This window comes from Mesorhizobium sp. A556 (assembly GCF_054489545.1).
In genome coordinates this window covers 300,326-315,647 of record NZ_JBTMXA010000002.1, presented here as the reverse complement: position 1 = coordinate 315,647, position 15,322 = coordinate 300,326, and the positions used below count along the sequence as shown (strand labels likewise).

At 61.2% G+C, this 15,322-nt stretch carries 13 protein-coding genes and 1 pseudogene; 6 read left to right on the top strand and 8 right to left on the bottom strand.

Annotation, left to right across the window (positions count from 1 at the left end; translation table 11 throughout):
• Positions 1-8: 8 nt before the first annotated feature.
• Entirely contained in the window at positions 9-818 is an 810-nt protein-coding gene (locus ACX3P0_RS06075; protein WP_459081158.1) for a DUF6456 domain-containing protein, read from the bottom strand.
• A gap of 1 nt (position 819) precedes the next feature.
• The gene (locus ACX3P0_RS06070; RefSeq protein ID WP_459081170.1) at positions 820-1,230 is read right to left on the bottom strand and encodes a helix-turn-helix domain-containing protein; all 411 of its coding nucleotides are present in this window, start codon (positions 1,228-1,230) and stop codon (positions 820-822) included.
• 378 nt (positions 1,231-1,608) lie between these two features.
• On the opposite strand from ACX3P0_RS06070, the pseudogene ACX3P0_RS06065 reads away from it, so the two are divergent.
• A pseudogene (locus tag ACX3P0_RS06065) lies at positions 1,609-1,707 on the top strand (cytoplasmic protein); the annotation flags it as partial.
• Between the two features lie 163 nt (positions 1,708-1,870).
• Here ACX3P0_RS06065 and ACX3P0_RS06060 read toward each other — a convergent pair.
• Positions 1,871-2,299 carry a Ros/MucR family transcriptional regulator gene (locus ACX3P0_RS06060; protein WP_459081157.1) on the bottom strand — a complete coding sequence of 143 codons (429 nt, stop codon included), beginning with the start codon at positions 2,297-2,299 and terminating at the stop codon, positions 1,871-1,873.
• 564 nt (positions 2,300-2,863) lie between these two features.
• On the opposite strand from ACX3P0_RS06060, the gene ACX3P0_RS06055 reads away from it, so the two are divergent.
• On the top strand, positions 2,864-4,972 hold the full coding sequence (locus ACX3P0_RS06055; protein ID WP_459087272.1) for a S9 family peptidase: 2,109 nt from the start codon (positions 2,864-2,866) through the stop codon (positions 4,970-4,972).
• A gap of 16 nt (positions 4,973-4,988) precedes the next feature.
• Here the strand turns inward: ACX3P0_RS06055 and ACX3P0_RS06050 are convergent, their stop codons facing one another.
• The 4 genes from ACX3P0_RS06050 to ACX3P0_RS06035 form a co-directional block, all read right to left on the bottom strand.
• Positions 4,989-5,936: a cytochrome c gene (locus ACX3P0_RS06050; RefSeq protein WP_459087270.1), complete on the bottom strand. Its 948-nt coding sequence runs from the start codon at positions 5,934-5,936 to the stop codon at positions 4,989-4,991.
• Between the two features lie 7 nt (positions 5,937-5,943).
• On the bottom strand, positions 5,944-6,381 hold the full coding sequence (locus ACX3P0_RS06045) for a c-type cytochrome (protein ID WP_459081154.1): 438 nt from the start codon (positions 6,379-6,381) through the stop codon (positions 5,944-5,946).
• Between the two features lie 157 nt (positions 6,382-6,538).
• Positions 6,539-7,141: a superoxide dismutase gene (locus tag ACX3P0_RS06040; protein WP_459087269.1), complete on the bottom strand. Its 603-nt coding sequence runs from the start codon at positions 7,139-7,141 to the stop codon at positions 6,539-6,541.
• Between the two features lie 103 nt (positions 7,142-7,244).
• Positions 7,245-8,123, bottom strand: coding sequence for a branched-chain amino acid aminotransferase (locus ACX3P0_RS06035; RefSeq protein ID WP_459087267.1), 879 nt, complete (start codon positions 8,121-8,123; stop codon positions 7,245-7,247).
• A gap of 153 nt (positions 8,124-8,276) precedes the next feature.
• Here ACX3P0_RS06035 and ACX3P0_RS06030 point away from each other — a divergent pair, with 153 nt between their 5' ends.
• Together ACX3P0_RS06030 and ACX3P0_RS06025 are read left to right on the top strand one after the other, a co-directional pair.
• Complete coding sequence (locus ACX3P0_RS06030) at positions 8,277-8,939, top strand: haloacid dehalogenase type II (protein WP_459081151.1); 663 nt, start codon at positions 8,277-8,279, stop codon at positions 8,937-8,939.
• Between the two features lie 178 nt (positions 8,940-9,117).
• Complete coding sequence (locus ACX3P0_RS06025) at positions 9,118-9,936, top strand: L,D-transpeptidase (RefSeq protein ID WP_459087266.1); 819 nt, start codon at positions 9,118-9,120, stop codon at positions 9,934-9,936.
• Between the two features lie 17 nt (positions 9,937-9,953).
• Here ACX3P0_RS06025 and ACX3P0_RS06020 read toward each other — a convergent pair whose 3' ends face one another.
• Positions 9,954-11,501, bottom strand: a complete 1,548-nt coding sequence (locus tag ACX3P0_RS06020) for a helicase HerA-like C-terminal domain-containing protein (RefSeq protein WP_459087264.1) — start codon at positions 11,499-11,501, stop codon at positions 9,954-9,956.
• Between the two features lie 231 nt (positions 11,502-11,732).
• Here ACX3P0_RS06020 and ACX3P0_RS06015 point away from each other — a divergent pair, with 231 nt between their 5' ends.
• Positions 11,733-13,175: a methylmalonyl-CoA mutase subunit beta gene (locus tag ACX3P0_RS06015; protein ID WP_459087262.1), complete on the top strand. Its 1,443-nt coding sequence runs from the start codon at positions 11,733-11,735 to the stop codon at positions 13,173-13,175.
• Positions 13,172-15,289 carry a methylmalonyl-CoA mutase gene (gene scpA, locus ACX3P0_RS06010; RefSeq protein WP_459087261.1) on the top strand — a complete coding sequence of 706 codons (2,118 nt, stop codon included), beginning with the start codon at positions 13,172-13,174 and terminating at the stop codon, positions 15,287-15,289. Before ACX3P0_RS06015 ends, scpA begins: the two co-directional genes overlap by 4 nt.
• Positions 15,290-15,322 lie beyond the last annotated feature (33 nt).

Here is a 15,322-nt window from a genome sequence, read left to right as displayed (position 1 = left end):
TCCAGATTTTAACTCACCGTCATTTTCGGGCGATAGTCCGGCGTGCCCCAATGCAGGGTTTGCCGGTGCCGATGCGCACCCGCATCAGGCGCATAGTGGCGGGCGAGGACGCCAAGCGCCGTCTTCAAGACGATCTTGGCGGAACGCACCGGCCAGCCGCGCTCGGTCTCCACCAATTCCAGCCCCTTCAGAAAACAGCAGACGTCGACAAGCACACCCGACAGTTCCGGGCCGACAGCCTCCATGGCATTGTCGACCCTTTGCCGCGCCGCGAGTGCTGCATCGGTAAGCTCTGCCAGGCCGCCGCCGCTCGCGCGTTTGCCCGACGAAACGCCGGCGCCCCAGTTCGCGCCAAGCCGGGGCATGATCTGGCCGCGCGTATAGTCGCTGCGAAGCCGCTCGCCGGCCTGAAACTCCCGCGCGCCGAGAAAGGGCCTGCCATCCCGCCCCTTGCGGCGAACGAGTTGCGAAAGCGGCGATTCTGCAAGGTTTGCAAAAACCATCGCCGGACCGGCCGGCAAATCGACGCTCACCAAATCGATGTCGCGGTGGCGATCCTGGAACGCATCCGACGACGAGTTTTGGCGCTGCGCCAGCACGCTGCCTTGAGCGGACAAGACGACACTATGCGAACTCCTTGCAAGCAGGCCTTTTGCCGCGAGTTTGGACAGGGTGCCGCTTTCCACCGCGATCGACCCGCGGTCGGTAGCCTCCAGCAGTACGTTTTCGCCTCCCGCAGCGGAACGCACCGAAGCTGGACCCTTGGCCAGAAACTGAAGGATCCGCCGGGAGCCTGCAAAGGCCGCACTCTGCTCCATGTCAAAGGCCCAGCCGGTTGCGGAACGCTGCCGCGGCGATCCGTTCAATCGTCAGCACGACGCGGTCGAATTCAGGATCGTCGCGCAAGTCCTCGATGACCTGGCAGGCGTGAAGCACGGTCGTGCGATCCCTGCCAAAACCCGCGCCGACCTCTCCCATGGTCAGGCGCAGCACCACATGCGCGACATACATGCCAATCTGGCGGACGCGCGAAACCGGGGCAGCCGTCTTTCCCGGTCTACGCAACTCCTTGCTCGGCACGGAAAACAGGGCGGAAGCAATATCGATCAGACATTCGCAAACTTCCAGCGCCACCTCGTCGCGCCGTTTGGTGGCCGGATGAAACCCGGATGATCCCTTGCTGCATTCCGGCACGGATTGCGCTGGCTGTTTTAACAGGGCTGATGGCATCGACTGCACGGAACGTCCCTCCAAATAGGAATATGTTCCTTATAACCATCAAGCCCGATGATGTGAACAAACAAAGAACTATCGAACGACCCGAAATCTCATAACCTCTTGTTATTCATCCACTTCCTATTTTTCCAAGCAATAATTCCGACTACTTTGTCCCCATGCTCACGCTGCTGGCGATGATGGCTCCTTCAATTGGAGCATAAAATGGACATGCAGCGCCTTCGGGAAGAAGCCAAAGCGTTCGGCTCGGAAAAACTGAATGCCGTCAGCCACGCAAGGCAGGTCGCCGCCATGCAACTGACGTGCGGGGTCGACCTTTCGGCTTCCTTGCTGGAGAGCGGCGAAGCGCAGGCACGGATCATCCAGCGCATCGAGCGGATGATCGAGCGCGAGCGCCTGAAAGGAATGCGACGGCACTGGAGCTACGACCTCAATCGCCACATCGCCCTCAAGCAGGTGCTGGACCGGCTACGGCAATTGAAGGCCGGCGAAGGAGAACACGCCGGGCGGTGCAAGAAAAATACACGGGCAAATACAAACGGCGCCCGAAGGCGCCGTTGGATATCAGTCCGAAACAGGCAAAATGGCGACTGATCCCAGATCGCCATATACGCCCGGAAGGACGCTCGGCGCTCTAACGCGCAGCCTTGGGCTTGCGGCCAAGGCCCATTTTCTTGGCCAGCAGCGAGCGCGCGGCCGCATAATTTGGCGCGACCATCGGGTAGGTCGCCTCCAGGCCCCACTTCTCCCGGTACTGGTCGGGCGTCAGGCCATAATGCGTCATCAGGTGGCGCTTGAGGGATTTGAACTTCTTGCCGTCCTCCAGGCACACGATATAGTCGTCGTGAACGGAACGCTTCGGATTGACCGCAGGCTTCTGCTTGTCGACCACCGGTTGTTCGCTTGTCCCTCCGATTCGTCCCAATGCCGCATGAACATCGGCGATGAGATTCGGAAGGTCGCCGGCCGGGACAGGATTGTTGCTGACATAGGCAGCCACGACATCCGCTGTCAATTCGATCAGCGCGTCGCTGCTTCTGGAAGGCGTGTCTGCATTTTCCATCAATATCATGCCTTAAAGGGTTCCAGGGGGTATGCCTTCACGCACACTTTACCCATATGCGACACCTGCCGTCGCGATTCTCAGCTTTGCTTGTAAATGACTCATCATATCCACCAAGTCAATTCGTTCCTCATGCTATACTCACGGATTGTGATGTACACATTCCGTCTAGACCGTAAATTACCCATACCTCATATGCCTTGGCCAGTGCTGCTGCCCCGACGCCGATCATAACTTAAGTAAGGTGCTCACGAATTATATCTTAGTGCGACAGATTTGGTCCGATCCTTAGCCGAAATCACCACCGCCGGTTGTAAGACACAGAAAAACGTGAGTTGGATACTGATGCCTTGGCCCATTAACCTGTTGTAAACCAAATTTGAATCCAAGATGATTTTTGCCCGAAACGACGATCAAGATCACGCCGACAAGCGTTCACGGCGGTAAGTCCGTTCGGGCGAAAGGAATTGGTCGCACAGCACCGGCGGGAAATTCTTGGCACTTGAAATCGACTGCCCCAATGTGCTCACTCGCCGCCACAGATTCCTTTGATCGCGAGACGATATGACAAAAGCCGCAGCCTTCCCGAGAATGAGCCCGCCGCAAACGGGAAAAAGGGCAACCTCCGATACGCATCACGGCATTACCCGGACGGACGATTATGCCTGGTTGCGGGCCGACAACTGGCGGGAAGTATTCAGGGACCCGTCGGTGCTCGACCCCGCCATTCGAAAGCACCTCGAGGACGAGAACGCCTACCAGACGGCGCTCATGGCCGACACTGGCGCGTTGCGGAAAACGCTGTTTGGCGAAATGAAAGGGCGCATCAAGGAAGACGATTCGTCGGTGCCCATGAAGGACGGGCCTTTTGCCTACGGCTCGTCGTTTAAGCTGGGCGGCGAACAGCCCCGCTATTTTCGCACGCCCCGCGACGGCGGCCCCGAGACGATCCTGCTCGACGGCGATGCCGAGGCGGAGGCAAAGCCGTATTTCCGCCTTGGCGGCATCGACCATTCCGGCGACCATGAGCGGCTTCTATGGGCCTTCGACGACAAGGGCTCCGAATTCTACACGCTGCGGGTGCGCGACATTGCCAACGGGGCAGACCTTGCCGACGAGGTTGCCGACACCGGCGGCGGCGGCGTGTGGGATGCTGCAAACCGCGGCTTCTTCTACACGCGCCTCGACCCCAACCATCGCCCCTCGAAAGTGTTCTACCACGCGCTCGGCGACAGCCCCGAAAACGACAGGCTGGTCTACGAGGAAACCGATCCGGGCTTCTTCATGGGCGTTGGCGGCACGCGCAGCAACGAATGGATCCTGATCGGCATCAACGACCACGAGACGTCTGAATACAGAATTTTGGCGACAAGCGACCTTACCGCCGAGCCGAAGCTGGTCGCGGCGCGCGAAACCGGACTGGAATACGAACTCGAGGAAGGCGGCGACGTCTTCTTCGTCCTGACCAATGCCGACGGCGCGAAAGATTTCAAGATCATGACCGCGCCTGCTGCCGATCCGGTGCGCGCCAACTGGAAGGAACTTGTGGCCCATGAACCGGGCCGGCTTATCCTTTCGGTCATGGGCTTCAAGCATCATATGGTGCGGCTGGAGCGCAAGGACGGACTGCCGCGCATCGTCATCCACGACCGCGCGAGCGGCGAGGAACATTCGATCTCCTTCGACGAGGAAGCCTTCTCGCTTGGCCTGTCTGGCTCCTACGAATACGAAGCCGAGATGATGCGCTTTTCCTATTCGTCGATGACGACGCCCGCGCAACTGTTCGACTACAACATGCGCAGCCGCGAACGCACCCTGCTCAAGACGCAGGAAGTACCGTCCGGCCATGACGCGGACCTTTATGTCACCCGCCGCCTGATGGCCCCTGCCGATGATGGCGAACTGGTGCCGGTGTCGCTGCTCTACCGGAAGGACACGCCGCTCGACGGATCGGCGCCGTGCCTGCTTTATGGCTACGGTGCTTACGGCATCACGATCCCGGCTTCCTTCAACACCAATTGCCTTTCGCTGGTCGACCGCGGCTTCGTCTATGCCATTGCGCATGTTCGCGGCGGCAAGGACAAGGGCTATGGCTGGTACGACGACGGCAAGCGCGAGTTCAAGACGAACACTTTTACCGACTTCCTGGCGGTGGCCCGCCATCTCGTTGCCGAAAATTTCACCGCGCATAATCGCATCGTCGCGCAGGGCGGCTCGGCCGGCGGCATGCTGATGGGAGCCATCGCCAACATGGCCCCGGAAGCCTTCGGCGCGATCGTTGCCGAAGTCCCGTTCGTCGATGTGCTCACCACCATGCTCGACGACACGCTTCCCTTGACGCCTCCCGAATGGCCCGAATGGGGCAACCCGATTGCATCCGAGACGGACTACAAGACGATTGCCGCCTATTCGCCTTACGACAATGTGGCAGCGCTTGCCTATCCGCCAATTCTGGCGCTTGCCGGCTTGACCGACCCCCGCGTCACGTATTGGGAGCCGGCCAAGTGGGTAGCCCGTTTGCGCGAGCGCAAGACCGGCGACAGTCCGGTCCTGTTCAAGATCAACATGGATGCCGGCCATGCCGGTGCATCGGGACGATTTTCACGGCTGGAGGAGATCGCCTTCACCTATGCCTTCGCCCTCAAGGTGATGGGCAAGGCCGACATATCCTGAAGCGCTTCGCGTCCGATCAGGTAGAGGGCTTACGCGCCGGATACCCGTTTGGGTGCGGCGGTATGGTCTTGAGATAGGCCGCGATCGCGGCGCGGTCCGCGGGCGTCAGTTTGGCCATGTTCTCCTGCACGTCGACCATGGTCCCGCCTACGGAATCGAAATCCGGCGTGAAGCCGGTTTCGAGATAGTCGGCAATTTCCGTCACCGACCAATTGCCGATACCGCCCTCGCCAGCCGTGATGTTGGGAACCACGCCTGTGCCTTCGGCAGCGACAGCACCGGACAGCCACTCGCTCTTCTTGCTGCCACCGGCCAGCGTGCGCGGCGTATGGCATTCGCCGCAATGGCCCGGTCCTTCGACCAGATAGCGGCCAGCCAGAACCTCGTCCGGCGTGCCTTCCGGAAAGGACACCACCGGCTCATTGCTCAGGTAAAGCCGCTTCCAAAGACCAACGCCGCGCCGAATATTGAACGGAAAGCGAAGCGAAGCGCCGGGCGCTTTGCCGGCCACGGCTGGAAGCGTCTTCAGGAAGGCATAGAGATCGCCGATATCGGACGGCTTCATGCGCGCATACGATGTGTAGGGAAACGCCGGATAAAGATGCTCGCCAGCGGGCGAGACGCCCTTCATCATGGCGTTGGCCAGATCCTCGGCCGACCAGTTGCCGATGCCGTCCGTCTTGTCCTGCGAGATATTGGGGGGAACGAACGTACCGAACGGCGTCTTCAGTTCCATGCCGCCGGCAAGTTCGAGACGAGCCGCACCCTCCGCTTTCGGACGGGCATGGCAGGACGCGCAACCGCCGGCATGAAAAATGCGCTCGCCCCGCGCCGCGTCGCCCGGCCCAAGCAGCGCCAGCGTTTGTGCATCCAGCCTTTCGGGCGCGGAAAGGAACCAGCCGGCAAGCGCCACGACGCCTGCCGCGAGAATGGCCGCGCCGACAAGCTTCCGCCCCCAGGGCATCGGGCTATCAGCTCTTCTTGATCCGGTACGCCTTATGGCAGGTGCCGCAATCGCCCCCCAGAACGCCAAGCTGCGTCTTCAGCGCATCGACATCGGCGGGTGCCGCCGCATTGACGGCCTTCACGTCGGCGAGATATTTATCCTCGGCCGCCTTGAAGCCGGTCATGTCTTCCCAGATTTTCGGCGATGCCGTCGTATCGCCCTCGTTGCTGCCCGCCGGGAAAAGCGCATCGATGTCGAGCTTCTCCGCATTGACCTGCAGCGCCTGCAAGGCCGCCAGCACTTCGCCCGCCTCGAACGGCTGCTCGCCCTTGACCACCTTGGTCAGGCCGCCAACGATTTTCCCGCGCTCCTTCATCAAGGCCTGACGGTCGAGAACCTGGTCGGCGAAGACAGCCGAGCCGCTTAGTGCAAGCATAGAGATGGCGAGGATGAGCTTTCTCATGCGGTCGTCTCCGGGTTAAAGAGGGTTGTTGGCTTGATAATGATGCGCAAGGTGACCGAAAGTTTCCGCGCTTTCGACTAACGATTGCGTGATCAAGGATGCAAACCGCATCCAGACAAAAAACCCGGCCGAAGCCGGGTTTCCTGAAGCGAAAAGGTCAGCCCTTCGCTTTTTCGTAAAGCTCGAGCACGTGGTCCCAGTTGATGAGGCTGTCGACAAAGGCTTCGAGGTATTTCGGCCGGGCATTGCGATAGTCGATGTAATAGGAGTGTTCCCAGACATCGACGCCGAGGATCGGCGATGCGCCATGAACCAGCGGGTTCTCGCCATTCGGCGTCTTGGAAATGGCGAGCTTGCCGTCCTTCACGGAAACCCATGCCCAGCCCGAACCGAACTGCGTGGTGCCGGCGGCGATGAAGTCGGCCTTGAACTTGTCGTAACCGCCGAGATCGCTATCGACCGCCTTCTGCAACGCGCCCGGCAGTTTGTTCCCGCCGCCGCCCTTCTTCATCCACTTCCAGAAGTGGATGTGGTTGTAGTGCTGGGCGGCATTGTTGAACAAGCCGGCATTTTTCCCGAAGGACTGCTTGACGACTTCCTCCACCGAGAGATCGCCCATGCCGGCTTCGGCGGCCACCTTGTTGCCGTTGTCGACATACGCCTTGTGATGCTTGTCGTGATGATACTCCAGCGTCTCCTTCGACATGAAGGGCTGCAAAGCCTCGTAATCATAGGGCAAGGCGGGAAGTTCAAAAGCCATGGTGTTACTCCTCAAAAAAATCCGGTATCGCTTACCGAACAAAGATAGGGCTGGATCGGTCGAAGACAACGCCGGGACCGATGCGCAGATGCGTTTTAGCCGGTCATCCGGCCGAAGTCGAATGCGCCCATTCCCAATAAAGCGCACGCGCTTTCTTGGCTACCGGTCCGGGCTGGAGACTCCGGTCCTCGATCCGGGTCACGGGAACGATCTTTGAATGATTGCCGGTGGAGAAAATTTCGTCCGCTTCGAGGAAATCGCGCACCGAAAGCGTTTTTTCCGTGACCTGGAAGCCATGATCGGCCAACAGCGCCATGGTGCGGGCGCGCGTGATTCCGGAAAGAAACGTGCCATTGGCGGCGGGCGTGAACACATGCCCGCCCTTGACTAGAAAGACGTTCGAGCTGGCTGTCTCGGCGACATTGCCAAGCATGTCCAGCACCAGCGCGTTGTCGAACCCGCGCATCTTGGCCTCCATGATCGCGCGGCCATTATTGGGGTACAGACACCCCGCCTTGGCATTGGTCGGCATGGTTTCCAGCGTCGGCCGCCGGAATGGCGAAACGGAAATGGAAAACCCGCCGGGTGCAATCATTGGCGATTCGTACAGGCAAAGACAAAAGCGGGTCGAGGCCGGATCGGCGGGAACGCCCATATAGCCGCCCTCCTCCGCCCAATACATGGGGCGGATATAGACTGCGGTGTTGCCGTCGAACTTCTTCAAGCCATCCCATGTCAGTTCCACGATGCGTTCGGGCGTCATGGTCGGCTTGAGACCAAGGGCGATGGCGGAGGCATTGACCCGCTTGGCGTGAAGATCGAGATCGGGCGACACGCCTTCGAACCAGCGGCCGCCGTCGAACACGGTGCTGCCCAGCCACATGGCATGGCTGCGCGGCCCGATCAGGGCAACATTGCCTTCGTGCCAGTCGCCGTCAACGAAAGTCCAGGTCGCGGATTGCGCCGCTGCCGCCAGTGTCATGGTCTTGATCCGTTCCGATGTGTCGTGTGCCGGTATTGGAAAGCCGTTTGGATCGCGCCGTCAACCGGCAGAGCGCGGTTTTGTTGACGCCAGCGCCGTATTCGACTGAAATCAGGGCTTGCGTCCAGTGCCGCCCCGTCACACAAATGTGCAATGCAACATTCCGCCTATGTATTCGACGCCTATGGCACCCTGTTCGACGTGCACGCCGCCGTGCGCCGCCATGCCGATGCGATCGGACCGGATGGACATGCGCTTTCCGAACTGTGGCGCGCCAAGCAACTGGAGTATTCCTGGGTCCGCACCTTGATGGGGTCCTATGCCGATTTCTGGCAACTGACCGAGCAGGCGCTCGATTTTTCGCTCAGCAAGTTCCCGTCCGTCGATCCGGCCATCAGGCCAAGACTGCTCGACGCCTATTGGCGGCTCGACTGCTATCCTGAAGTGCCCGCCGTGCTGAAGGCATTGAAGGCGGCCGGCGCTCGGCTGGCCATTCTTTCCAACGGATCGGCCGAAATGCTGGACGCCGCCGTCCGCTCGGCAGCGCTCGACCAGGTGCTGGACGACGTGTTTTCCGTCGATACGGTCAAGCGGTTCAAGACCGACCCGTCCGTGTACGACATGGTGACGACGAACTGGCGGCTTTATCCCGGCGCGATTTCCTTCCAGTCCTCCAACCGGTGGGACATCGCAGGGGCCGCCAAATTCGGCTTCCGCACCGTATGGATAAACCGCACCAACCAGCCGGAAGAATACAGCGACTATTCGCCAAGCCTCATCCTTCCCTCGCTCGACGGCCTGCCGGCCAGCGGCTGATCGGCCGCGCTGTTGCATAAAAGCCACAGTGACAGGCTTGCCACATCATCGCCTTGGTTTGCCCACCATCCAGCCAGAATCGGAACCGTCTATCGCGCCGACAGTTTATCGTGAGGTTTCGCGCCGCCCGCCGGCGCCTTTACGTATGCTCGCGATACGGGAATTAGAAAAGGCCATTATGAACAGATCCGCATCACTGCTGCGCATGAACCGCAGAAGCTTTCTGAATACCGCCGCGCTCGGCGCTGCCTCCATCGCCGTATCGGCCTGCACCACGACGAGCCAGGCACCGACAGAGCCGCCGCAGCCGACCTATTCAGAGCCGCCGCTCGGGGGTTATGCGGAAATGTATGGCCCCATGGTGGACGAGGGTTTCGAGATACCGGCGATTCCCATCCAGAAAATCGATCCGCAGTTCCTGCGTCAGATCGTGCCCGATCCGACCGGCGAACAGCCTGGCACCATCGTCGTCGATACGACAGGGCATTTTCTCTATCTCGTGCGCGAAGGCGGACAGGCGATCCGCTACGGTGTCGGCCTTGGCCGCGCCGGCTTCGAATGGTCGGGCAAGGCCGTCGTCGAATGGAAGCGAAAATGGCCGAAATGGACCCCGCCGGACGATATGATCGCGCGCCAGCCCGAACTGGAAAGATACAGCGTCCGAAACGGCGGCATGCAGCCTGGCCTGACAAATCCACTCGGCGCGCGCGCGCTTTATATTTTCCAGAACGGCGAAGACACGCTCTATCGCCTGCACGGTTCGCCGGAGTGGAATTCGATCGGAAAATCGGTTTCGTCCGGCTGTGTGCGCCTGATGAACCAGGACATCATCGACCTCTACGACCGGGTTCCCAATCGCACGCCCATCCTCGTCACCAGCAGTGTCGGAGCGCAGGTGCCGATGGCGTCCTACCAGAGCGACGAGCCCATCGATGCCGGCGTGCCGGAAGGCTCGGTGCTGCTTGGCCGCGTCCGGTCGTTTCCCTCGATCTTCTGATCGATGAAAGGGCGCGCTCAGCGCCCTTTCGAAAAACTTCCCAGGATGCCGCGTACAATAGCGCGGCCAAGCGACGAACCGACGGAGCGGACCACGGACTTGATTGCCGCTTCCGTGACCGACTGGCGGTTCGACGCGCGCGGCGACGGTGCGCGGCGTCCCGCCTGCTTCGGGGCTGTGTCATCGCCACCGAAGCCGGGGATCGTCCAGCGCGATCCGCCTGAATCACCCTGCCCGGCCGATTCTTCCGCCTCCTGAGCGGCCTGCGCCTTTTTCTGCAGCATTTCGAAGGCCGATTCGCGATCGACCGCCTCATCATATTGGCCGGCAACCGGGCTTTCGAGCATCAGCTTGCGCCGCTCTTCCGGGGTGATCGGCCCCAGCCGCGACGATGGCGGGCGAATCAGCGTCCGCTGCACCATGGACGGAACGCCCTTTGCTTCCAGCGTCGAGACAAGCGCCTCGCCCGTTCCCAACTGGGTGATCGCCTTGGCGCAATCGAAATCCGGATTTGGCCGAAAGGTGTCGGCCGCCGTCTTGACCGCCTTCTGCTCGCGCGGCGTATAGGCGCGAAGCGCATGCTGCACGCGGTTGCCGAGTTGCGCCAGCACGGTTTCGGGGATGTCGAGCGGGTTTTGCGTTACGAAATAGACGCCGACGCCCGTCGAGCGGATGAGCCGCACCACCTGCTCGACGCGATCCACCAGCACCTTGGGAGCGTCTTCGAACAGGAGATGCGCTTCATCGAAAAAGAACACCAACCGCGGCTTGTCGGGGTTTCCTATCTCGGGCAGTTCCTCGAACAATTCCGACATCAGGCAGAGCAGGAAGGTCGCGTAAAGCCGGGGGTTCATCATGAGCTTGTCGGCGGCCAGCACGTTGATGGCGCCGCGCCCGTCGCGGGTGGTTCGCATGATGTCGGCAATTTTTAGCGCCGGCTCTCCGAAGAAATGCGAGGCCCCCTGCTGCTCCAGAATCAGCAGCGTACGCTGGATGGCGCCGACGGACGCCTTGGTGACATTGCCGTAGCGCGCGCCGATTTCATCCGCGCGGCCGGCTATGTTGGCCAGCAGGGATTGCAAGTCCTTCAAGTCCAGCAAAAGCAAGCCTTCGTCGTCGGCGATGCGGAAGGCGATATTCATGATGCCTTCCTGCGCTTCCGAAAGGTTCATCAGGCGCGCCAACAACAGCGGCCCCATCTCGGACACGGTCGCGCGAATCGGATGCCCCTGCTCGCCGAACAAATCCCAGAAGATCACCGGGAATTCCTGGAATTCATAAGGGTCGAGCTTGATCGTCCCGGCGCGCTTGACCAGGAAATCCTCTGCGGTTCCCATCATGGCGATGCCGGACAGGTCGCCCTTGATGTCGGCGCAAAACACCGGCACGCCGGCATTGGAAAAGCCTTCCGCCAGGATTTGCAGCGTCACCGTCTTGCCAGTTCCTGTCGCTCCCGTAACCAGCCCATGGCGGTTTCCGTATTGAAGCAGAAGCTGCTCGGCGCGCTGGTAGCTGTCGTCCGGCTTGCGGCTTGCGCCAAGGAAGATGCTTTTCTCGTCCGCCATATATCCGGTCTCCGACATTCCAAATGGTCAACGCTTGCCCAGCGATTGGAGAAGGCATGGGCCGTGCAAAACGGTGGCCGAAGGTATAGTGGGCCTGTGGCACAGCGACAATGGCTACCGGCCCGGCCCGGCCAAATTGGCTATCGAGAGCGGTGTTTGCATTGCGATACCGGGCTATCGACCCTACACTGGCCCCGGTTGGCCGAAGCGGCCGATAGGACGGGAATTTGGATGACTACGGACGCCTTGACCGACAATAGTGATTTTGCGGCTGCCGATCGGCAGCGCTGGCGTCTGCTGGCCGAAAAGGCGCTCGCCGGAGCTTCGTTCGAGGACAGTTTGGTGTCCCACAGCGATGACGGTGTTCGCATCGATCCGCTCTATGGGCGGGTCGCGGACGCGGCTGCCGCACTGCGGGTCAGGCCGGACGCGCCGTGGACGATCAGCCAGCGCGTCGACGACCCGGACGTCGCCCGCGCCAAGGCGCAGATCGATGAAGACCTGGCACAGGGCGCTACCGGTCTGTCTCTTGTTTTCGAGGGCGCGCCGAACGCGTTCGGCTATGGCTTGCCCAGCACGGTCCAGGCGCTTGAAACGGTGCTGGACGGCGTGCCGCTCAACCAGGTTCACCTGCGTATCGATGTCCATCCATCAAGCCGGGCCATGGCCGATTGGCTGGTGGCGCTCCTGACCCGACGGCGCGTCGACCCAGCAAAGCTCAACATATCCTTCGGCATCGACCCGGCGGCGACCTTTGCGGGAACGGGCCGGCTGCGCATGTCGATCGAGGCGCTGCAGGCTTCGATGCCGCAATCGCTGGCGCATTTCTTCGCCATGGGCGTTCCGGGCGTGCTGCTTGAGGCCGATGGGCGGGTCTTTCACAATGCCGGCGCCACCGAAGCGCAGGAACTCGGCATCATGCTGGCATCGGCGGTGTCGCATCTGCGCCTGTTCGAGGAAGCGCGCCAGGCCCTCATTTACGCAGCACCTCATATCGGCTTCGTGGTCAGCGTCGACCAGAACCAGTTTCTGTCCATGGCCAAGGTCCGCGCCTTGCGCACGCTATGGGCGCGGGTGCAGCAGGCCTGCTCGATCCCGGCCTCCAACGCCGCCGTCCATGCCGAAACGTCGTTCCGGATGATGACGGCGCTGGACCCGGAGACAAATATCCTGCGCACGACCATCGCCTGTTTTGCCGCCGCTGTCGGCGGCGCCGATTCGATCTCGATCCTGCCGCACACGATTGCCCACGGGCTGCCCGGCGGCTTTGCCCGCCGCATCGCGCGCAACACGCAACTGATCATGGCGCGCGAAAGCCACATCGACTATGTCAACGATCCGGCGCGAGGGGCGGGCAGCATCGAAGCCCTGACCGAAAGCCTGTGCGAAGCGGCATGGGCCGAATTCCAGCGTATCGAAACCGAAGGCGGCATCCTGCCAAGCTTGCGCGACGGCCATATCCAGAAGCGCGTCAACGCGGCGCTTGCCGGGCGGCGAAAAAGCTACGCCCAAGGCAAGATCGCCATCGTCGGCACCACGCTCTATCCATCCAAGACCGAGCGGCCCGTCGAGACACTAAAGGCCGGGCGGCGACCTGAACCAACCGATGGGCTGGTTTTTTGCGAGCCGCTTCACCCCATCCGCCTCGATCAGACGACGAAGGCCCAGCAATGATCCCCGATTTCACCCAGATCGCCTGGTCCAAGGCCCTTGCCCGCGCGGCCGACATCGAGGGACAGTGGCTCACGCCGGAAGGCATCGCCATCAAGCGCCTCTATGGAGAAAGCGACCTCAAGGGCCTGTCGCATCTCGATACTTTTCCCGGCTTGGCGCCCTTCATGCGCGGGCCATATCCGACCATGTATGTCCAGAAGCCGTGGACGATCCGCCAATATGCGGGGTTCTCGACGGCGGAGGAATCCAACGCGTTTTACCGGCGCAACCTTGCCGCCGGCCAGAAAGGCCTTTCCGTCGCCTTCGACCTCGCCACCCATCGCGGCTATGACAGCGACCATCCGCGCGTTGCCGGCGATGTCGGCATGGCCGGCGTCGCCATCGATTCCATCCTCGACATGCGCCAGCTCTTCGACGGCATTCCGCTAGACGAGATGACCGTATCGATGACCATGAACGGCGCAGTGCTGCCGATCCTGGCGCTCTATATCGTCGCGGCGGAAGAACAGGGCGTGGCGCAGAAGGACCTGGCCGGAACCATTCAGAACGACATTCTGAAAGAGTTCATGGTGCGCAACACCTACATCTATCCGCCAAAGCCCTCGATGCGTATCGTGTCGGATATTTTTTCCTATACGTCGCGGCACATGCCGAAATTCAACTCGATCTCGATTTCCGGCTATCACATGCAGGAAGCTGGCGCGACGGCCGACCTGGAACTCGCCTATACCATTGCCGACGGCATCGAATATGCGCGAGCCGGCGTCGCCGCCGGGCTGGATATCGATAAATTCGCGCCCCGGCTTTCCTTCTTCTGGGCCATCGGCATGAACTTCTTCATGGAAGTGGCCAAGCTTCGCGCCGCGCGCCTGATCTGGGCGCAATTGATGCAGAAGAATTTTGCCCCGAAGGACCAACGCTCGCTATCGCTGCGCACCCATTGCCAGACTTCGGGCTGGTCGCTGACCGCGCAGGACCCTTACAACAACATCGCCCGTACCATGATCGAGGCAATGGCGGCGACGCAGGGGCACACGCAGTCGCTGCATACCAATTCCTTCGACGAGGCGCTGGCCCTGCCGACCGACCATTCGGCGCGCATCGCCCGCAACACGCAACTCATCCTGCAAAAGGAATCCGGCACCACCGCCATCATCGATCCATGGGGCGGCTCCGCCTATGTCGAGCGGCTGACACACGATCTCGCGCAACGCGCATTGGCGCATATCGAGGAGATCGAGAAGCTTGGCGGCATGGCGGCGGCCACCGAAAAGGGCATCCCGAAACTTCGTATAGAGGAAGCGGCCGCACGCACGCAGGCGCGCATCGATTCCGGCGACCAGATTCTGGTCGGCGTGAATGCCTTCCGGCCGGACAGTGATACGAATGTCGATGTGTTGAAGATCGACAACGCCGAAGTGCGCGCGCGCCAGCTTTCAAAGCTGCAGCAATTGAAGGGCACGCGCGACGTGAACGCCGTCGAAACGGCACTGGACGCGCTGACCCGTGCCGCCGAAAATGGCGAAAACCTGCTGGATTTTTCCATCCGCGCCGCCCGCGCCAACGCGACCGTAGGCGAAATCTCGCTGGCGCTGGAAAAGGCCTTCGGCCGGCATGTCGCCACCGTGCAAACCATTTCCGGCGTCTATCGCAAGGCGCTGGGCGAGACCCCGGCTGTGGATCGGCTTCAGCAAAAGATTGCCGCCTTCGAAAAGAAGGCCGGCTGCAAACCGCGTATCCTTGTCGCCAAGATGGGCCAGGACGGGCATGACCGCGGCCAGAAGGTCATCGCCACCGCCTTCGCCGATCTTGGCTTCGACGTGACGGTCGGCGCGATGTTCCAGACGCCAGACGAGATCGCCAAGCTCGCCGCCGATCACGACGTCCATATCGTCGGCGCGTCGTCCCTGGCGGCTGGCCATCTGACGCTGATCCCCGAATTGAAAGACGCATTGAAGAAATCCGGCCACGATGACATCCTGATCGTCGCTGGCGGCGTCATCCCGCCGCAAGACTACGATGCGGTGCTGAAAGCGGGGGCCGCGGAAATCTTCCCGCCCGGAACCGTCATCCCCGACGCGGCCGAACGGCTGATGGACAGGCTGCTTTCTTAAGAAATCGACGTGTGGTAAGGGGTGAGCATCTAT